The sequence below is a fragment of the Actinobacillus capsulatus DSM 19761 genome, assembly GCF_000374285.1.
Taxonomy (GTDB): Bacteria; Pseudomonadota; Gammaproteobacteria; order Enterobacterales; family Pasteurellaceae; genus Actinobacillus; species Actinobacillus capsulatus.
The window spans coordinates 77,805-98,247 of sequence record NZ_KB893934.1 but is presented as its reverse complement, the minus strand read 5'-3'; the positions used below and the strand labels follow the sequence as shown (position 1 = coordinate 98,247).

Below are 20,443 nucleotides of genomic sequence, written 5' to 3'. Positions count from 1 at the left end.
AGTCCCAAAAATTTTATTTAACTTATTGAATGTAAAGAGAAAAGTTAGTTTTGGGACTAATTGGACTATTGGACTACGAATTTTTCCTTATATAATAGAGAGGGTGGAAGGTGTGAAAATCTTATACAGTAGTTTTTGGGGTGAAAATTAATTTTATCTTGCTATATCGAACAGCGAGCAACAGAAACCGCCCCTTGAGCTCAATTTTTACAATCGCAAAATTAAACGAGTTTAGGGAACAATACGCGCGCGCGTACTGCTGACAAAATTCTTATATTTCGTATGAATTGACCAATAAAAGAACCTTATACCCAACACCGCCAACATTTAACCAGCCCAATACGTTCTGCGGGTGGGTGTAAGCCGTTGGCTGATACGTAAGGAACTCCTACTGTATGGGGGAAATCCCCACACAGTACACCGACACAGGCAAACATTAATAAGTTGTGGTCATATAACCACAACTAAGCCGTTGCGATGAATCCTAGCTAAAGAACACTAAGAACCTTATCCGAATATAGATAGGGCTTTTTATTACCGGCGAATTATGGCTATTACGACCACGGTTCGTAGTCGTGTACATAAGTACACCACAGCAACAACCCTAGAGAGGTATGCCCACTTTTGGACGCACTCTAAATTTGAGGCTCCCCCCTAATGCTTTTACCGAAACAGTCAAACATTAACCAAAACAGTAAAAGTAGATTCTGCCTCTAGCGGATTGTGTTCATATACTCCTAATAATTGCCTATAAAACAGGATAATTTATAGATGACTTTTGATTTTAGGAGTAGATTTAGGAGTATGATTTAAAAATCAAATGGTAAGAATCTAGTATTTACAATGGTTCAACGTGTACAATTCAGATGACCCCAGCCCACCAAATTTATATACTTTTAATAGGTTATTTGAAATGAAATTCCACCAAAAACTAAATAGAACTGCCAAAACTGCAGTGGCTATTGCACTTAGTAGTTTTGGTGTATTAGATATGTCTTCATTAGATAATGTCACTCAATCTATTGAAAATATAAGACTATTATCCTCTCAAAAAACTAATATTGATTTTGTCTTCTTAAACGTTAAAGAATTATCGAAAGAGATCGAAAATATTAGCCAAGCAATTAATGCTAATTTAGATAAAGTTAATACAAAAGAATTTAATCATTTAGTATTAATCAATCAGGTTATCAATTTTGCATTTTATATGTTGAAAAATGAATATAAGATGCAAATCCTCTCTAACGCTGAATATAAATTAAGTTTTAGATCTTTTTCTAACGCTAAAAATAACTTTGAGAATTCTTTAAAAGAAAATATTAACGGTGTTGATATTGTAACCATAAAAGATATTTCTTTATCTGATATTCAAGTAAATGAATTAATGCAGGCTCTCGCTATAAATAGAGAGAGCTAGAATGTCAGCAATTGTATCTATTCATCCAAACTTACTACGTCTTCCTTATCTTGATAAAATAGTCATCGGTTTAGCTTTATATCATGATACGGGAAAAGACACGCTGGTGGATTTCTGTATTTTAGATATTCTTACTCCCGATGCCCACAAAACAGTAAATACTAGGTTAGCAACATATATTGATATGGCTGAAGATTTTCATTCTCTATCTCAACATGAACTAGATCAATTAACTGCTTATAATGCAAATAACATTGAAATGACTAAAACTATCAAATTAACTCTTCCATAAACAAAGGCACGATATTTTTTCGTGCCTTTGTTTTATATTTTTCTTATACAGATATCTGAGTGTCCTGTGCTATCCGTATGAAATAAAGTGTTACAACTTACTCAAATCCACTAACGCATCACGGGTGATGTCGCTGATTTTTTGGTTGCTGGTAAGGGTCATTGCGACGTGCATTTCTTTCTTGAAGATATCTAACATATTTTCCACACCGGCTTTGCCTGCCACACCGAGAGCGTAAACAAACGCACGTCCTAACATAGTAGCGTCCGCACCTAATGCGAGCATACGTACAATGTCTAAGCCGTTACGAATGCCTGAATCGGCAAGAATTTTAATATCACCTTTCACCGCATCCGCAATCGAAGGTAAGGCTCTTGCGCTGGATAATGCACCGTCTAGCTGACGACCGCCGTGATTTGAAACCACAATACCGTCCGCACCGAAACGTACCGCATCTTTCGCATCTTCCGGATCTAAAATGCCTTTGATCACCATTGGACCGTCCCAGAAATCACGAATCCATTCCAAATCTTTCCACGAAATTGACGGGTCAAAGTTCTCGCCTAACCACACTACGTAATCATCTAAACCCACCGCTTTACCGGTATAAGCCGAAACGTTACCAAGCGTATGCGGTTTACCTTTAATACCGACATCCCATGCCCAGAACGGGTGAGTCACCGCTTGTAATGTACGGCGAATTTCTTTGTAATCACCGCTCATACCCGAATGGCGATCACGATAACGTGCACCCGGCGTCGGCATATCCACGGTAAAGACTAAGGTTGAACAACCAGCCGCTTTGGCACGTTCTAACACGTGTTTCATAAAACCACGGTCTTTTAACACATAAAGTTGGAACCACATTGGGCGTTTAATTGCGGCGGTCACTTCTTCAATCGGGCAAATTGATACGGTCGAAAGCGTGAACGGAATACCTTTATTTTCCGCGGCCTGTGCCGCCTGTACTTCACCACGGCGGGCATACATACCACAAGCGCCTACCGGTGCAAGCACCGCTGGCATTGCAAGCTTTTCACCAAATAATTCAATTTCGGTATCAAGCTTCGACATATCTTTTAACACACGTTGACGTAATGCGAGATCGGCGAGATCAGTCACATTGCGCTCTAGAGTACGCTCTGCAAATGATCCGCCGTCCGCATAATGAAACATAAACGGGGGAACACGGCGACGTGCGGCTTCACGATAGTCATTGGCTGATGAAATAATCATTTTTACCTCTTTATTCTAAATATTATGGAGCTAATTAAAATACGAATAATTAATATTTAGATTCTAGATCAAAAATGTTAGTGAAGATATAACATAATGTGAATTTTTTGTGAAAATGCGTCAGAGATCACACAAATTTTCGAAATATGCTGGAAAGTAGGTAAAACAGAGGGGGAAACAAGCGGTCAATTTTGGCGATTTTTTTGCAAATTGCAAAAGTCACACTAAAAACGACCGCTTATCCGTTAGTTGAGGGTAAGTTTCAGACTTGAGGCAAAGCGTACTTTAAGCTGTGTATAAAGTTCTGGCTCATTGCGTAACGCTTTATTGAAAGAAGGCATCATTTGTTCAAGTTTAGTCTGCCATTCAGGCAACTCATCAACAAAGCAGCGACAAATCACATCTAGCATCGCTTTTACTGAAGTGGATGCACCCGGGGACGCACCAAGCAGCACCGCAAGCGAACCGTCTTGAGCGTGAATCACTTCCGTACCGAAGCGCATATCGTTTTGGCGAATCACCTGCACACACTGACCAGCAACTAACAAATCCCAATCTTCACTTTTCGCATTCGGCATAAACTCACGTAATTCCGCCATGCGCTGTTCTTTGGTTAACATTGCTTGTTTCACCAAATAATTGGCTAGCGGTAAATTTTTAACGCCAGCAATTATCACCGAGCTAAAATTCGCCGGACGAATAGAGGTAATTAAGTCGAAATGGCTGCCTTGTTTTAAAAATTTAGTCGTAAAACCGGCAAAAGGCCCGAACAATAATGTTTGCTTACCATTGATAAAACGGCTATCTAAGTGAGGCACGGACATTGGCGGCGCCCCCACTTTTGCTTTGCCATACACTTTAGCCTGATGTTGGGCAATCACTTGCGGATTGTTACACACCATAAATAAACCACTAACCGGAAAACCGCCGATACTTTTCGCCTCGGCAATACCGGATTTCTGTAACAAATGCAAACTACCGCCACCACAGCCGATAAACACAAATTTACTACGATGTTTACGTAGCTGATTGGAAGCATCAATCACGGAAATTTCCCACTCGTTATTCGGTAAGCGGATTAAATCCGAGACTTGATGATTTAAGTTTAGCTCCGCACCTTGCTCAGTTAAATAAGCGAATAGTTTACGAGTTAACGCACCGAAATTGACATCGGTTCCTCCCGCCATATAACTGGCGGCAACCGGCTGATTAGCAGGGCGATCCGCCATCATCAACGGCATCCATTGTGTCAGTTGTTCCGGCGCTTGGCTAAATTGCATATCGGCAAAAAAATGATGTTGAGTTAATGCTTGATAGCGTTTTTTCAGAAACACGACATCGGCTTCGCCCTGCACGAAACTGATATGTGGAATCGGCTGAATAAACGCCTGCGGTTGCCCGATTTTTCCCGCTTCAACCAAGTAACTCCAAAGCTGTAACGACAACTGGAAATCTTCGAAAATTTTCAATGCACGTTTGGTTTCAATTTCACCGTTCGCTTGCTGTGCGGTGTAATTCAGCTCACATAATGCCGCATGACCGGTGCCTGCATTGTGCCATTCGTTTGAGCTTTCTAAACCTACTGCCGATAATTTTTCAAAGACACTAATGGTCTTGTGAGGTGAAAGTTCTTTTAACAACGTACCTAAGGTTCCGCTCATAATCCCAGCCCCGATTAAGGTGACATCCGAAAATGAGGAAACAGCAAAAGGCGAGTTACTCATAACATTCCCTATTAAATTATTGTTAAATTTTTGTGAAATTATACCGTAAAATAGGTGTCAAAAATGTGAATAAGATCACATTTTTATAAACTCTATGTAGAAATGAGGCAAAATAAAAGCGGTTTCTTTCGTGCAAAGTTTTGCAAAAAAATGACCGCCTATAAAGGGTTCATGCGTTATAGATCGTCAATCAAGCTATTCGCCTTTTTCAGCTGATAACGCAAGTTCAATTGCGCCGGTACTGTAGTCTGCCCCTGTGGGGTGTCCACTTTTGCCGCTGGAATGAAGATTAAGCGAATACTGTCGTCATCAAACACCATAAACCATTTTTGATCGGTTGGTAACAGCTGTCCTAATTTGATATTGCCGGAAATATGAATCGGCTCACCATATTTTTGGCGTAAACCTTGGCTGACACGATCTCGTTCATGCGCCGCCAGCACTAGATTGATTAATTCTAACTTCTGATCGGCAAAACGGATAATAGCTTTTATCGGCTGTTCGGCAAACTTAAACTGATTACAGCGCCAAACATTATTGGCTTCCAGTTCTTCCCACATACTCTGACATAATTTACTCTTACGCACCTCATCAATTGAGCTGCCAAATTTTAGATCTTTATAGCCTTCTGCCGCCAAAGCATTTAAAGAGAATAGGCTGATTAATAACATTAGATATTTTTTCATTAGAATCCTCAGTAAGCGGTCAAATTCGCAAAAAATTTTGCAAAATCAGGCGCTTGTCTATTAGGGCTACACCCTATTTACATTCAAAACTAGTGGCTTTGTTTTCATCTCCACCAATATAAGCCGCAATTTTCGGATATGGGCACAGCGGCATTTCTTTCGCTTTATTTGACATCTCAGGTCCGGCTTTTGCAAGGATAAAATCCGGCGCTTTGCCCTCATCCGTCCATTGCTCTAATGCCGTAAGCGGATCGAAGTTCTCCATTGCCGGTCCCATACCGCAATGGTTCATACCCGGCACCATAAATACCCGAGCAAAACCTTGTACGTCTTGCATATTCGCCTGCAATTGGTTATACCAATCACGTAAATCATGTGCGGAGAATACCGGATCGGACACACCTTCAAAAATGATCATCTTGCCGCCCTTCGCTTGGAAGTAAGATAAATCCGTTTCATCGGCATCATTTACCCCAGCAATTTCAGCCGTTTTGGCGACATCTTTATCGAAATCAAATGTGAGCGTATCAAACGCCGGATTGTGCGGTGTCATAAAATACTGCGCTAAACTTTTCACGCCCATTGTAAAATTGATGGCGTTCGGTTCGGTCGTTTGCGAAGAACCGTGTTTCCACACACGCCAGCCGTTAGTATTAATTCCACTATCATAAGGCCAAGAAGCATATACGTTTTCACCTCGGCTGTTTTTCGCACCGCCAAAAATCGCATTTAATAACGCTACTTTTTGCTCTGCTCGTTCACCTAATTCTACTTTTACCATTTCCGGTTTAAAGTCGCATTGTTCCCAAGCATTAATAATACCGTCAGCTAAGCCATCTTTGGCATCACACTGTTTAAGTACCCCTTTTACCACTACATCCAAATCCGCTTGTGTCAGCGCATTAGCAACTATTTTTTCGCCTTTTTCATTGGTTGGCGCATATTTCAAGAAATGTTGGTTATCCCACGCTTCCGCCACAGCTGCTCTCGATAAACGAAAACCCGGGTTGCCGGCTACCACGCCATCAAACTCTTGCGGATAACGCATTGCCGCTTGCATTGCCTCTCGTCCGCCATTCGAGCAGCCCATGAAGAAGCTCTTACTCGGCTTTGTTTGATACATTTGTTCGATAAGTTGTTTAGCAACCGCTGTTACTTTACCGGTAGAAGCTAGTGCATAGTTAAAACGTGCCAATTGATCTTCCGAAAACGAGGTATCCCGAGAACCGCCGCCATGCCCACTATCGGTACTCACCACCGCATAGCCACGAGACAGCGCCGGTAAAGCATCCGAACCACGCACCGGTGTTTTACCAATCGCAGGAGACACTACACCGTTCGTGCCACCACCGCCTTGAAATAAGAATTTTTTATTCCATTGCTCCGGTAAGCGAAGTTGGAAACCTATCGCATACGGTTTGCCGTTTACCCCTATGCGTTTTTCTATTTCACCGGTAACAATACAATGTGCGCCGGCGGTAACCCGCTTCGCACTTGCACCGTTCATCGCTGCATTCTTATCTTGAGGTAATTCGCCGGCAGGCAACCATTCGGTTTGGATAATCTGCGTATCGTAAATTTTTGCCTCTTTTAATGCGGCACATTGCTGTGCAGCGGAAGAAGGGGTAGGGGTAAGAGTTGTAGCATATGCCATTTGACTTATGCCGATCAGCGCTATCGCACTGGAAATTGCCGTGAGTTTGAGCATAGGTTCACTTCCTTATCATCATGTCATCAAAATAATTACCGTCTAATAATACCGGCCTTTAAAAGCGTTGATTGCCGCCAGCCCGAAGAAAAGACCAAATAAAAAATCACCGAAACCATAGCTGGCAAAAAAACAAAACATCAGCATAGACTGTCCAGCAAGTGCGTCTAATTTTTCGGGCTGGGTCGCTAGCCAATATGCCCAAGCGGCGGCATACAACATTTTTTCTAAACAAAAAATTAATACTAAGTGAGGCGTTAGCCAAAAGCGACGAGCGACCGACCAATAAGCCAAGCCCCATAAAATAATCGCAATTTGACCAAGCCAAGAGAAAACGATCGGATCATTTTCCATTAAGGTAGGATTGGTGAAAAACTGAGTAAAACCTAAAATACCGACAAGGTTATATAACCCTGCCAAAATAAAGCCTTGAATCGCTGACTGTTTACTTAACACTACAACACTCCATAAATAAATCTATTCCACACATCAATATAGGCAGACTAAGGATGTGCAAGTTCGCATTCTAAGACTATTTTGCGAAATTTCATACAATCTATGGTGCATTGTTATACGTATATGTAACAAAAAAGCGGTCCAATTTGCAAAAAATTCGGCAAATCAGACCGCTTGCTGACGGTTAGCGCTGCTGTGAATAGAAATATTCCTTATTAACCAATGCCTGAAGTTGAGGTAACAACTGCACAATCAAACGCAATTGTTGCGTTAGCACCAAGGCTAATCGGTCTTCTCCGGCTTGATGTGCAATTTCAAATTGATTTAACGCCTGATCTATGTCCGCCAATTGTTGTTCAATCTGAATTCTATCTGCTTTTGCATAAGTCATTTCATCTAAAACCTTCACGACTTTTTTACTCTGGCTAAAGAAAATTGCGGAAAAATCAATATGATGATTAAGCTCATGGCTCTCTACCCGATAAGCACCCAATGCGGAAATATAGCCTAACAACGTATAAGTTACCCCCAATAATGTCGGGGCAAAATGCAGCGCGTTTTGATATTTTTGCGGTTCGCTGTGCATATTTGAAATTACCGCACTCAACGCTGAAATATGGTTATGTACGTCTCGGCGTGCCACTCGATAGCCAAGCCGATCGTTATAACCGAATTGCAACTGCGCCAAAATATGACGTAAATATTGTCCGCTTGCTTTTAGCGTATTCTGTAGATTTTGCTGTAAATTTAAATATTTCCAGTCCGGATAAATAAATGAAACCGCCAACCACGCAATTGCCGTACCTAACAGCGTATCGAACAAGCGAGGCAATAAGGCATTTTGTGCGCCCAAGCCCGCCACATCTAGGCTCACAAACACCAACAGCGTAATAAAGAAGGTGGAAGAGCCGTAATTACTTACCCTAAAAAAGTAATACAAACTGCCGGTTAAAGTAATTAGCCCTAATTGTGCTTCCAAACTGGGTGAAAAATACTGGAAACTGTAGCCGACAACCACCCCGAGCATTGTTCCAATCACTCGCTGAATTAAACGTTTTTTAGTGGCGGAATAATTCGGCTGACAAACGAAAATTGCGGTCAGCAAAATCCAATAACCTTTGTTATCTAAGCCGGATAAAAACACCAGTAAACTACAAGCAAATACCACTAACGATAAACGTAACGCATGACGAAATAGCTGTGAAGAAAGCGTACATTGGCTTCGAATCGCCGAAAACATATTGCGTAAACCCGAGACATTTTCCGCCGTTAAGCGGGCGGATTTAGCAAAATCTTTGCGTAAATTATCTACTGATGTCTGTTGCTCAATTTGGCTTAACTGCCCTTCAATATTGCGTAAGTTCTCTGCAATTGATAGCCAACGATGCGCACTATGTAGCCCTCTTGCTTGATGATAATTCAATGAATTTAATAGCCCTTGTAGTGCTTTCTCGCCTCGCACACTGTGCTGATAGCTCTCTCGATGACGCAGCGCTGAAGCAATTCGTTGGCAAGCTATCGCCTGAAGTTCCACCATCCGCTGAAAACGGAACATCAGATCGCTATTGCTGAGTTGTTGGAAAAGTTCATGGTATTGATAATGACTGGAACTCGCTCGCTCTAAAATATCTTGCGCAGTAAAGTAATAGCGCAATAAACGGCGAGTGCGGACATGGCGATGTTGTCCTTGTAAACGATAAAACAGTGAAACACGAGTTTGGTCGAAAGCCGCCATCACTTGCTGATTTGCCTTTGCCAACGCCAATTGCTTAGCCGGCAAATCATCATCGTCCGGATCGAAATATTCCGATTTTGCCTGTAAATAGGCGGCTAACGCATCATACGCTTTCGCTAAGTTTTCCTGCACCAAACGATTCGGAAAACATAAATGCACGACAATACTGACCAGCCCATATAACAGCGCGCCGGCTAAAATCATTAACGGACTGCCGTACCAGCTATCGTCTGCGCTGTAGGTTAGGCAAGTATAAACCGACACAATTAACGTGCCGAAAGCAATCGTACTATAACGCTGCCCAATCGCCCCCAACATCACTAACGCAAAAGTGCTAACCATTGCCACCGGCAAAAACAACCAACCTATGCTAAGCGACCACTGCGCACTTAAAGTGGATAACGAAAAAGCGACCAAGCTCAGCGCTAAATTCTTCACCCTGCCGGTTAAACTACTATCCAAATCCACCAAACCGCCGGCAATTACCCCCAGCACCAACGGCATAGCAAGATGTGACATCTGTAATTGCCACACCACAACCGAAACAAGGTTTATCGCAATAAAGATAGGAAGCGTTTTAATAATGTTTTCCGACAACCAATCGGTTTGAATCTTTTTGAATAGGCTTTTCATAGGCTATAAGCGGTCAAATTTGTGCAAAAGTTTGCAAATTTTAAAGCAAATTCAACCGCTTGCAAAAGAGAATGGCGAGATATTTCTTTGTACTTTACCTAAGCGGTGAAGATTTTAAAAATTTGCGCAAATAATCACGCCTTTTGCATTGACTAACGAAGGATAATGGCTAGAATCAGATAAATTACTCTTAATATAAAGGACCCATCCTAATGAACTTATACAACATCAAACACCCCGAAGAACAAGTGAATTTTGCACAAGGCGTGCGCCAAGGTTTAGGTAAAGATCAGGGTTTATTTTTCCCTGAAGTGTTACCAAAATTTGACGATATTGAGGCGTTACTCGATTTACCTTTAGTTGAGCGCAGTCAAAAAATTCTTACGACGCTGATTGGTGAAGAGCTCCCGCAAGAAACGGTAAATGCTATGGTAAAAAATGCATTTACCTTCCCCGCACCGCTCGCAAAAGTGAATGACGATATTTATGCACTTGAGCTGTTCCACGGACCGACACTGGCGTTTAAAGACTTCGGCGGTCGTTTTATGGCACAAGCGCTTGCAAGCGTGCGTGGTGACGGCAAAATCACCATTTTAACCGCAACCTCAGGTGATACCGGTGCGGCAGTTGCACACGCATTCTACGGTTTAGAAAATATCAATGTGGTGATCCTTTATCCGAAAGGCAAAATCAGCCCGTTACAAGAAAAATTATTCTGTACCTTAGGCGGCAACATTCGTACCGTAGCGATTGAATCAGATTTTGACGCCTGCCAAGCGCTAGTTAAACAAGCGTTTGACGATGCCGAATTACGTCAAGCGATCGGCTTAAACTCAGCAAATTCAATCAATATCAGCCGTTTATTAGCGCAAGTTTGTTATTACTTTGAAGCGGTAGCGCAATTACCGAAAGCAAAACGTGCTGACGTAGTGGTTTCAGTACCAAGTGGCAACTTCGGTAACTTAACCGCAGGTTTAATCGCAAAAACCTTAGGCTTACCAATCAAACGTTTTATCGCTTCAACCAATGCGAATGACACTGTACCTCGTTACTTAAAATCAGGTAAATGGGAACCAAATGCAACGGTTGCAACCCTCTCAAACGCAATGGACGTAAGTCGCCCGAACAACTGGTCTCGTGTGGAAGAATTATTTAAACGCAACGGCTGGACGTTAAGCGATTTAGGTTCGGCTGCATTAAATGACGCAGAAACCGAAGCGGCATTAAAAGCACAATATGCGGAAGGCTACTTATGCGAACCGCACGGTGCGATCGCTTACCAAGCGTTAAAAGATCAGCTTCAAGCAGGCGAAACTGGTATTTTCCTCTGCACCGCTCACCCGGCGAAATTCAAAGAAAGCGTAGAACGTATTCTTAACATCGAATTACCGCTACCAGAAGCATTGGATAAACACAACAAAATGGAACTTTTATCTGACACAATGCCAGCAGATTTCGCAAAATTACGTGAATATTTGTTAGCAGGTAACAACTAATCTAGCTATCAAAACAAAAGCGCTCAGAAATGAGCGCTTTTTTATTCTCCTAAAAACACGATAGCACCCGCACTGACAGTTCTCCTAGGCCGTACTAGGTTAAGCATAACTCAGCTCCTCTGGAGCTGGAGTGAAATCAACACTTAGCTAATCGCTTGATTTCGTCTGTTTTGCAATATAAACACTAAAACGAGTAATAGCGCACAAGTTAATGAGATAATGAATAACGTGCTGAAGAAACCGTTCCATTTGAATTGTTCGATAATCAATGATAACGGTAAACCGGCAATTGCCGCACCAATATAGGCGAATAAACTCACAAAACCGGTTGATGCGCCGGATGCATATTTATGTGAGTTTTCCGCTGCCGCCATCGCAATTAAGAATTGTGGTCCAAAGATAAAAAAGCCCATCAAGAAGAATAAACTCGACATAATGAATTTATCATCACTTGGAATCAACCATAACCCCAAAGCAACCGAAATAATCCCTACCACATAGATAATGTTCATTTGTGTGCGGTTACCTTTAAAGAATTTATCAGAACCCCAGCCTGCAAATAACGCCCCTAAAAAGCCCCCGATTTCAAAGAATGCGATAACCGTATTCGCTTGCAATAAATCATAATGATGGGCCTCGGTTAAATATAAGTTACCCCAGTCATTAATACCGGTTCTAACGATATAAACCAAACCATAAGAAATCGCCAACGCCCAAATGATTGTATTTTTAAATACGTATTGTTTGAGGATTTCCCATGTGGTTAAGCCCAAACCATCACTTTCATGTTTTTGTTCCGCAATATCATTACGCCACTCCCCTACAGTCGGCAGCCCCATTGAAGCCGGTCTGTCTCGCAATAAAACACACAAACCAATCCCGACAACAACCGCAATCACACCGGGAATAATCATTCCGTAACGCCAGCCCCAGGCTAAAGTTGCCGCCCCTGCGAGTAACGGAATCACCGCACCGCCTAAATTATGCGACGTATTCCAAATCGCCCACCACAAACCACGCTCATTACGAGAATACCAAGTGTTTAAAATTTTCGAGCATGGTGGCCAGCCCCAGCCTTGGAAGAACGCATTAATCATCCACAACGTAACGAACATAAAAATGGAAGAACTCATCCCGAAGAAGATATTCACCAAGCCAGTTGCCATTAAGCCTAATCCCATAAAATATCTCGGATTAGAACGATCTCCGATGACACCGGATAAAAACTTAGATACGCCGTAGGTCAAATAAAATACCGTTCCCATCATACCGATATCCGCTTTTTGCAGCCCCAAATCGGTCAACATTGCCGGCATCACAAAATTAAAACCTTTACGGGTAAAATAGAAAACTGCATAACCGACATAACTGACCAACATCAACTGTATCCGCCAATAACGATACGTTTTATCGATCTCCTCTTTTGTTTTTGTCACAGGAAGATCCGGTGCTTCTTTAAACATATTCATTTGATACTCCCAATCAGAAAATTTACTCATCCGACCGGACTATATATGAAAATGCACGCTAAAAAAGTGACCACTATCACATTTTAATAACGTGCGAGAATAGTATTTACAGCCTATTTGATTTCACTAAAGGTTTTCACCAAGAACCACAGCGTGGCTCAACAGGCTCAAAGAGCCTCCTAACTACGTACGGCTCGTGCATGGTTATATGCCCCACTAGAGCTGGAGTAAAAACAACAAGCGGTCAAATTCCCCTAATATTTTGTAAAGTTTTAGGGAAATTTGACCGCTTGTTTTAACATTACACGATAACGCCCGTCTCCCGACAGGTGCTGGTAATTATTTAAGAAAGGAAGCCATCAAGTCTTTTGAAATCGGCATAAGACCTAGCTTTAGCCCCATCGGTTTAAAAACCTGATTAATCGTTTCTATACTATAATTTCCCTTATCATTTTCAATATTAGAAAGTGTTTGCCGAGAAACTTTCGCTAATTTCAGATAATCTTGCTGGTTTATTCCCAATGCTTCCACTCTTAATCGACGCAGCGCTTGTCCTTGGCTAATCTCACCTTTTAAGAGCTGCACTATAATCGTTTCACGGATTAATTGTCGTTCAATGCCATTAATTTTAGGGCGCGTTGGTGAGGAATTTTTATGTTGAATCGTCATACCAGCCCCCAACGTTGTAACTTCTCAGGTAAGTAATCAAAACCAATTGCGGGAAAGTCTAAAATGCTTTTCGGAACACCTCGCTTCGTAAGTCTAGATTTTAAATCTACTAATTGGGTGGCAAGCATTCTTAATTTTCTTAACAATATATCTGGTTCAATAAGGTCAGATAAACCGTCAGCTATTTTATCAAAGCGATATTCTCCGGCGAATTCTTGAGGGTTATCTCCATTTTTAGCCCAAGTGGTCGTTCTGATAATACCTTCCGGATCTGCCCGCATTGGAGCAAAATCATAGATTGGGGATAGCCAAATACGATTATCATCACGTAAAAATGCGCTATTTCTGCCATGATTATCACTATTTCCAAAAGCAATATTCAACAAATCCCGCTTTACCCATTCAATAACAAAATGCTGGTTATCAAAATCATTAGAAAATTGCGAAGCTGAAATAACATTGAGCAAGTTACGAATAGTCTGTTCATGATCAAGATTTCCACCGTATCTTTGCAACATAGAATAAACCGATTCCATAGCATATCGCTCCCATTTTCCATCTTTGAACTTCATATCGAATCTAGGTAGCCATAAAGACGGATAACGTTCCCCCTCTTCTAATTTCATTAGATCAGTATCTATAGTTGAAAACCCTAATGCACGCAGCTCATGATAATAATGATATTCAGCTCTTAAAATATCACAGTCCAACTCTGAATAATTCCCACGAGGATATTTCACTAAATAAGCCGTATCGCAATCTAGACCTAATTGTAAATTATCAATCCAAACTTGTTTATCTTGACGTTTAAGTAATAGCTTTGGGGCTTCTCCCCCAGCCCCAGTCGCTCCGCCTACAATAGCTCCTGTCTGATTTGCATATTCTAAAAAATCACTCTGCCTGTTTTGTACCACATTTAATGGAAAATAACGCTCACTTTGTATTTTGGGCACAGCCTCTTTAACTCGGACATTGCCAATAGGGGATATTGCGCCATTTTTTAACAATAAGTAATTTTGATGAGAAATAGATAAGTGCTTGATATCAAGAGCTTCCAGCCAATAACGCCGACTCGCTCCGGCCGGAATAATATCGGCAAGCGTAGTCATCAGCTTATCAGCATGATCAATAAACACATTTACAGGATAATTAATTGATATGGATCTGGCATTCGCTTGCCCAAAAAAATCGATGGCATAGTCTGTTAAATATTCCATGCTCTTTAATTCATACTGAGCATTGAAATAAAGCTCCGCCATATCTCGCCATAGATTATCAACATAGGTCTGCAATGTTAATTTTTTACTTTTGATTGATATATCACTCATAACCTCACCTTTTTGGCTTGTTTTGTATGATATATTACACAAAATAAACTTATGGAACAAGCTATAATCTAAGATCAACAAACTGCTTTCGGCTACATATAACTAAGTTCTACGGATAGGAAACACAAAAATACAGAGCCACAGCGTGGCTCAACAGGCTCGAAGAGCCTCTTAACCACGTACGGCTCGTACGTGGTTATATGCCCCGCTTGGGCTAGAGTAAAAACAACAAAAATACTATAAATGATAGCGCTCGTCTCCTGACGAGTGCTGATAATTAGCTAGGATAGAAAAGAAAAAGCACCCGCCGGGAGACGGGCACCATCGGGAGTCACATTCCCTAATATTTTGTAAATTTTTAAGGAAATTTAACCGCTTGTTTGCGACAAAAATATCATTTTGATATACTTTGCCCAACATACCTGCTATGCCTATGACTGAGTTTTCTTAGTTACGCACAAATTTGCAGGTTTTTCACTTATATAATACCTTTCAACTTAATAGTCCTTATTATCAGTTCTCTTAAACAATACACATATCAATACAGAAAAACTTCTTACCCGATTTTAGTCGCAATTCAAGTGCTACTTTATACCATCAGCCCAAATTCGACATGGGCAAAGCGCTTGAAGGAACTGTTAGATAGTTATCCGAACATTCAGAAAGAATATATGGGTATTCCACAAAATTGGGAATTAGATAGCTTTTGGGATAAGGCTTTGAGATAAAAAATGAGCCACAGCGTGGCTCAACAGGCTTGAAGAGCCTCCTAACCACGTACGGCTCGTACGCGGTTATATGCTCAGTTTGGGCTGGAGTAAAAACAACAAACGGTTGAATTTGCAAGATTTTTTGCAGATCCAACCGCTTGTTGTTTATAAAACTATCTATTTCGATTTGCAAAACGCTCTATAATTTCCATATCATTCATTTCATCATTCAGATCTTCACTAAAGAAAAAACTTAGATTAGTATCCGCTCTAAAATGAGCATATAAAATAGGACGTAATAATTCCGCCTTATTGCTATTCTCAAGACTTCTAACATTAAGTGAACCATTTTCCTTATGCCCATTTCGTCGTACATCATAACAATAAATAGCATTAGGATTATTTGGCTCAAGTCTACGAACTATTAATTGGTTTTCTAACACATTATTTCTTTGTATTATTTTTTCTTGCGGAATAACATCTGAAAATAGCTCTGCAAACTGAACAAATATATCTCTCCAATGACCTCCATTTTCTGGTTGTATATTGAAAAAGTGACAGAATTGATGCGTATTATGAAAGTGTACTTCATAAAAATCACAATATGCTTCAATGCTATGATTCACATCATTCACATCAATAAACTCTAATTTAGCTTGAGCATATATATTAGGTTTATGTTCATTATCAGCATATAACCGCAGAATTACGATAGTCTGTACATTATTATATTCAAATCTAAAGGCATCAATAACCCAGCCTAACTGATTCATGCTATTTAATAACAATGGTAAATTTTGGAATCTAATTGGCATATAAAACTCCTATAAAAAGGATAATAGTAGAAACTATTACCCTTCTAAATAATTATTACTTCAATGCTACTCTCGCATTTCTAAACAATCTCATCCACGCCCCATCTTCGGTCCAGTCTTCTGGATGCCATGAGTTGCTGACTGCGCGGTAAACACGTTCTGGGTGTGGCATCATGATGGCTACACGTCCGTCTGAGTTTGAGATTGCGGTGATGCCGTTTACCGAGCCGTTCGGGTTAGCCGGGTAAACTTCGGTCGGTTGTAAGTTGTTGTCGATATATTGTGCGATCACAAGTTTTTGTGCGGTTAAGCCGGCAAGTTGTTGTGCCGATTTGAATTCCACTTGACCTTCACCATGTGAAACGGCAATCGGCATGTGTGAACCCGCCATACCTTGGAACCAATGGCTGTTGGTTTCGTTGATTTTCACTAAGCCAACACGTGCTTCAAAGCGTTCCGATTTGTTACGCACGAAACGTGGCCAATTTTCTGTACCCGGGATAATTTCCGCAAGGTTTGAAACCATTTGGCAACCGTTACACACACCTAATGCAAGGGTGTTTGGGTTCGCAAAGAATTGGCTGAACTGTTCACGCAACATTGGGTTGAATAAAATCGATTTCGCCCAACCGCCGCCAGCACCGAGTACGTCACCGTAAGAGAAGCCGCCACATGCTACTAGCGCATTGAAATCTTTAAGATTTCTTCTGCCCGCCATTAAGTCTGACATATGTACGTCAATCGCATTAAAGCCGGCACGGTCGAATGCTGCCGCCATTTCGTAATGACTATTTACGCCCTGCTCACGCAAGATAGCAATAGTCGGCTTCACGCCTTTATTGATAAACGGTGCGGTAATATCTTCGTTAACATCATAGGTTAAAAAAGTCGATAAGCCTTTGTTATTCGGGTCTTTTTTGGTTTCAAATTCTTGATCCGCACATTCCGGATTATCACGTAAACGTTGCATTTGGTGAGTTAATTCCGCCCAAATACCACGTAATTCCGAACGTTTTTCGTTAAGAAGTTTGAGGCTGCCACGGCTAATCACAAAGCGATCGTCTTCGTGTACCGTACCTAAATCTTTGGTTAAGCCCAGTAAATTATGTGCATTTAACACTTCACGCACACGCGCTAAATCCGCATCTTTTACTTGAATAACCGCACCAAGCTCTTCGTTGAACAATACCGCTAAATCATCATCGCCTAACGCTGAAATATCAATTTCTACGCCGCAGTTGCCGGCAAACGCCATTTCCGCAAGAGTAGTAATTAAACCACCGTCCGAACGGTCGTGATAAGCAAGTAATTTGTCTTCCGCCACCAAGGTTTGCATTGCATTAAAGAAGTTTTTGAGGCTCTCTACATTGACTACATCCGCCGGTTTGTCACCGAGTTGTTTGTAAACTTGCGCTAATGCGGTCGCACCCAAACGGTTTTTGCCTTCACCTAAATCGATTAATAATAGGCTTGATAGGCCTTTATCAGTACGTAGCTGTGGTGTAACGGTTTTACGTACGTCTTCCACACGAGTGAATGCCGAAATCACTAATGAAAGCGGTGCAGTTACTGATTTTTGCTCACCATCCTCGATCCATGTAGTACGCATCGACATTGAGTCTTTACCTACCGGAATCGTAATGCCTAACGCTGGGCAAAGCTCTTCACCGACCGCTTTTACCGCTTCATAAAGACCAGCATCTTCACCTTCGTGACCTGCTGCCGACATCCAGTTTGCCGAAAGTTTAATACGTTTTAATTCACCGATATTGGTCGCAGCGATATTGGTGATCGATTCTGCCACCGCAAGGCGTGCAGACGCACCGAAATCTAATAAAGCAACCGGCGCACGTTCGCCCATCGACATAGCTTCGCCGTGGTAGCTGTCTAAACTTGCTGTGGTTACCGCACAGTCTGCCACCGGAATTTGCCACGGACCGACCATCTGATCACGTGCCACCATACCGGTTACCGAACGGTCACCGATAGTGATTAAGAAAGTTTTTTCTGCCACAACCGGTAAACGTAACACACGATGTAGCGCTTCTTTTAATTGGATTTGTTGGCTATCAAACGGTTGATTTTCAACGGTTTTTGACGAAACGTCACGGTGCATTTTCGGTGTTTTACCGAGTAACACATTCATTGGTAAATCAATCGGGTTATTGTCGAAATGATCGTCTTTAAGGGTTAAATGTTTCTCTTCGGTCGCTTCACCGATCACTGCAAACGGCGCACGTTCACGCTCACATAATTCGGTAAATAACGCTAATTTTTCCGGCGCAACCGCTAATACATAACGTTCTTGCGATTCGTTACACCAAATCTCAAGCGGTGACATACCTTTTTCGTCACATAAAATTTTACGTAAATCGAATTTACCACCACGATCGCCATCGTGAACTAATTCCGGCATTGCGTTAGATAAACCGCCCGCACCCACGTCGTGGATAAATAAAATCGGGTTGTCTTCACCTAATTGCCAACAACGGTCGATCACTTCTTGGCAACGGCGTTCCATTTCCGGGTTTTCACGTTGTACCGAAGCAAAGTCCAAATCTTCTTTTGATTTACCGGAAGCCATAGACGAAGCCGCACCACCACCTAAGCCGATGTTCATTGCCGGACCGCCAAGCACGATTAATTTCGCACCTACCGGAATTTCACCTTTTTGTACGTGTTCAGCACGGATATTACCGATACCGCCTGCGAGCATAATCGGCTTGTGGTAACCACGTACTTCTTCGCCGGCAAAGCTGTTTACTTTTTCTTCATAAGTACGGAAATAACCTAATAACGCCGGACGACCGAATTCGTTATTAAATGCCGCGCCGCCCAATGGGCCTTCGATCATAATATCGAGTGCCGAAGCGATACGATTCGGTTTTGAAAGTTGGTTTTCCCACGGCTGTTCAAAGTTTGGAATCACAAGGTTAGAAACCGAGAAGCCGGTTAAACCTGCTTTTGGTTTTGCACCGCGACCGGTTGCACCTTCATCACGAATTTCACCGCCGGAACCGGTTGCTGCGCCCGGGAATGGTGAAATTGCTGTTGGGTGGTTATGGGTTTCCACTTTCATTAAGATATGCGCATCTTCTTGGTGCGCACGGTATTGACCGTCTTGATCCGGGAACCAACGACCGACTTTCGAACCTTCCATTACCGCCGCATTATCTTTATAAGCTGAAAGCACGTAGTCCGGCGTTTTCTCGAAGGTGTTTTTAATCATTTTGAATAATGATTTTTCTTGTTTTTGCCCGTCAATCGTCCAATCCGCATTAAAGATTTTGTGGCGACAGTGTTCTGAGTTCGCCTGTGCGAACATATAAAGTTCGATGTCATTCGGATTACGATTTAAAGCGGTGAAATTTTCGACTAAATAATCAATTTCATCATCCGCTAACGCTAAACCTAAGTTCACATTCGCTTCTTCTAACGCTTTACGACCGCCATTCAAAATATCTACGGTGGTAAATGGCTTCGGCTCCTGTTGAGCAAATAAATTTGCCGCTTGCGCTTCGTTATCCAACACCGTTTCTAACATTCGGTCGTGTAATAAACCTTTTAAGGTTTCAATTTGTGCCGCCGTCGGCTCTGCGCTGAATTCAAAATAGTAAGCTAAACCGCGTTCGATACGATTTACCGCTTGTAAACCGCAGTTGTGCGCAATATCGGTCGCTTTTGAAGACCATGAAGAAATCGTGCCGATACGAGGGGTCACAATTAAGCAAAAACCGGTCGGCTCATGTTCGGTGAGTGTCGGACCGTAATGTAAAAGCTCTTTAATTTCAGCGGTTTGTGTTGCGCTAAGTTCAGCATTTAAATCGACAAAATGCACATATTCCGCATAGACCGATTTTACCGGTAACGCATTTTGTTGGAATTTGGTTTGGAATTGGTTAAGACGAAATTCAGAGAGGGCAGGAGAGCCACGAAAGGTTTGTACAGTCATTGTTGATTCCGTATTTGAAAAATAAAAAAATTCTCTGCCATTATAGCGGATAACGCAAACGTTTGCATTGCAAAGTTTTACTCAAATAACACGAAAATCAGATTTTATTTTCACAGA

14 protein-coding genes are annotated in these 20,443 nt (G+C 41.7%); 3 read left to right on the top strand and 11 right to left on the bottom strand.

Annotation, left to right across the window (positions count from 1 at the left end):
• Positions 1 to 913: 913 nt before the first annotated feature.
• Together C228_RS0104685 and C228_RS0104680 are read left to right on the top strand one after the other, a co-directional pair.
• Positions 914 to 1,417 carry a hypothetical protein gene (locus C228_RS0104685; protein WP_018651532.1) on the top strand — a complete coding sequence of 168 codons (504 nt, stop codon included), beginning with the start codon at positions 914 to 916 and terminating at the stop codon, positions 1,415 to 1,417.
• Position 1,418: 1 nt separating this feature from the next.
• A complete protein-coding gene (locus C228_RS0104680; protein WP_018651531.1) occupies positions 1,419 to 1,709 on the top strand; it encodes a hypothetical protein in 291 nt (96 codons plus the stop codon).
• A 90-nt stretch (positions 1,710 to 1,799) separates the two neighbouring features.
• Here the strand turns inward: C228_RS0104680 and lldD are convergent, their stop codons facing one another.
• From lldD to yccS, 6 genes are all read right to left on the bottom strand, one after another.
• Positions 1,800 to 2,945 (bottom strand): FMN-dependent L-lactate dehydrogenase LldD, encoded by a 1,146-nt coding sequence (gene lldD, locus C228_RS0104675; RefSeq protein ID WP_018651530.1) that lies wholly within the window; start codon positions 2,943 to 2,945, stop codon positions 1,800 to 1,802.
• Positions 2,946 to 3,190: 245 nt separating this feature from the next.
• Positions 3,191 to 4,669, bottom strand: coding sequence for a malate dehydrogenase (quinone) (gene mqo / locus C228_RS0104670; protein ID WP_018651529.1), 1,479 nt, complete (start codon positions 4,667 to 4,669; stop codon positions 3,191 to 3,193).
• A 176-nt stretch (positions 4,670 to 4,845) separates the two neighbouring features.
• Positions 4,846 to 5,355 (bottom strand): hypothetical protein, encoded by a 510-nt coding sequence (locus C228_RS0104665; protein ID WP_018651528.1) that lies wholly within the window; start codon positions 5,353 to 5,355, stop codon positions 4,846 to 4,848.
• 73 nt (positions 5,356 to 5,428) lie between these two features.
• On the bottom strand, positions 5,429 to 7,063 hold the full coding sequence (locus C228_RS0104660; protein ID WP_018651527.1) for a tannase/feruloyl esterase family alpha/beta hydrolase: 1,635 nt from the start codon (positions 7,061 to 7,063) through the stop codon (positions 5,429 to 5,431).
• 42 nt (positions 7,064 to 7,105) lie between these two features.
• On the bottom strand, positions 7,106 to 7,519 hold the full coding sequence (locus C228_RS0104655; RefSeq protein ID WP_005621446.1) for a hypothetical protein: 414 nt from the start codon (positions 7,517 to 7,519) through the stop codon (positions 7,106 to 7,108).
• 184 nt (positions 7,520 to 7,703) lie between these two features.
• A complete protein-coding gene (gene yccS / locus C228_RS0104650; RefSeq protein ID WP_018651526.1) occupies positions 7,704 to 9,887 on the bottom strand; it encodes a YccS family putative transporter in 2,184 nt (727 codons plus the stop codon).
• 212 nt (positions 9,888 to 10,099) lie between these two features.
• Between yccS and thrC the strand changes: the two genes are divergently transcribed.
• Positions 10,100 to 11,383 (top strand): threonine synthase, encoded by a 1,284-nt coding sequence (gene thrC / locus C228_RS0104645; RefSeq protein WP_018651525.1) that lies wholly within the window; start codon positions 10,100 to 10,102, stop codon positions 11,381 to 11,383.
• Between the two features lie 143 nt (positions 11,384 to 11,526).
• Here the strand turns inward: thrC and uhpC are convergent, their stop codons facing one another.
• The 5 genes from uhpC to purL form a co-directional block, all read right to left on the bottom strand.
• Positions 11,527 to 12,852, bottom strand: a complete 1,326-nt coding sequence (uhpC, locus tag C228_RS0104640; protein ID WP_018651524.1) for an MFS transporter family glucose-6-phosphate receptor UhpC — start codon at positions 12,850 to 12,852, stop codon at positions 11,527 to 11,529.
• Between the two features lie 339 nt (positions 12,853 to 13,191).
• The gene (locus C228_RS0104635; RefSeq protein WP_018651523.1) at positions 13,192 to 13,521 is read right to left on the bottom strand and encodes a helix-turn-helix domain-containing protein; all 330 of its coding nucleotides are present in this window, start codon (positions 13,519 to 13,521) and stop codon (positions 13,192 to 13,194) included.
• A complete protein-coding gene (locus tag C228_RS0104630) occupies positions 13,518 to 14,849 on the bottom strand; it encodes a type II toxin-antitoxin system HipA family toxin (RefSeq protein ID WP_018651522.1) in 1,332 nt (443 codons plus the stop codon). Before C228_RS0104630 ends, C228_RS0104635 begins: the two co-directional genes overlap by 4 nt.
• Before the next feature lie 883 nt (positions 14,850 to 15,732).
• On the bottom strand, positions 15,733 to 16,374 hold the full coding sequence (locus C228_RS0104625; protein WP_018651521.1) for a DUF6037 family protein: 642 nt from the start codon (positions 16,372 to 16,374) through the stop codon (positions 15,733 to 15,735).
• A 55-nt stretch (positions 16,375 to 16,429) separates the two neighbouring features.
• Positions 16,430 to 20,326 carry a phosphoribosylformylglycinamidine synthase gene (purL, locus tag C228_RS0104620; RefSeq protein WP_018651520.1) on the bottom strand — a complete coding sequence of 1,299 codons (3,897 nt, stop codon included), beginning with the start codon at positions 20,324 to 20,326 and terminating at the stop codon, positions 16,430 to 16,432.
• Positions 20,327 to 20,443 lie beyond the last annotated feature (117 nt).

Coding starts and splice junctions, on each gene's coding strand:
- C228_RS0104685 (WP_018651532.1), top strand. CDS start 914: ATGAAATTCCACCAAAAACTAAATAGAACTGCCAAAACTGCAGTGGCT.
- C228_RS0104665 (WP_018651528.1), bottom strand. CDS start 5,355: ATGAAAAAATATCTAATGTTATTAATCAGCCTATTCTCTTTAAATGCT.
- C228_RS0104660 (WP_018651527.1), bottom strand. CDS start 7,063: ATGCTCAAACTCACGGCAATTTCCAGTGCGATAGCGCTGATCGGCATA.
- C228_RS0104625 (WP_018651521.1), bottom strand. CDS start 16,374: ATGCCAATTAGATTCCAAAATTTACCATTGTTATTAAATAGCATGAAT.
- C228_RS0104635 (WP_018651523.1), bottom strand. CDS start 13,521: ATGACGATTCAACATAAAAATTCCTCACCAACGCGCCCTAAAATTAAT.
- lldD (WP_018651530.1), bottom strand. CDS start 2,945: ATGATTATTTCATCAGCCAATGACTATCGTGAAGCCGCACGTCGCCGT.
- C228_RS0104630 (WP_018651522.1), bottom strand. CDS start 14,849: ATGAGTGATATATCAATCAAAAGTAAAAAATTAACATTGCAGACCTAT.
- uhpC (WP_018651524.1), bottom strand. CDS start 12,852: ATGAATATGTTTAAAGAAGCACCGGATCTTCCTGTGACAAAAACAAAA.
- thrC (WP_018651525.1), top strand. CDS start 10,100: ATGAACTTATACAACATCAAACACCCCGAAGAACAAGTGAATTTTGCA.
- purL (WP_018651520.1), bottom strand. CDS start 20,326: ATGACTGTACAAACCTTTCGTGGCTCTCCTGCCCTCTCTGAATTTCGT.
- yccS (WP_018651526.1), bottom strand. CDS start 9,887: ATGAAAAGCCTATTCAAAAAGATTCAAACCGATTGGTTGTCGGAAAAC.
- C228_RS0104680 (WP_018651531.1), top strand. CDS start 1,419: ATGTCAGCAATTGTATCTATTCATCCAAACTTACTACGTCTTCCTTAT.
- mqo (WP_018651529.1), bottom strand. CDS start 4,669: ATGAGTAACTCGCCTTTTGCTGTTTCCTCATTTTCGGATGTCACCTTA.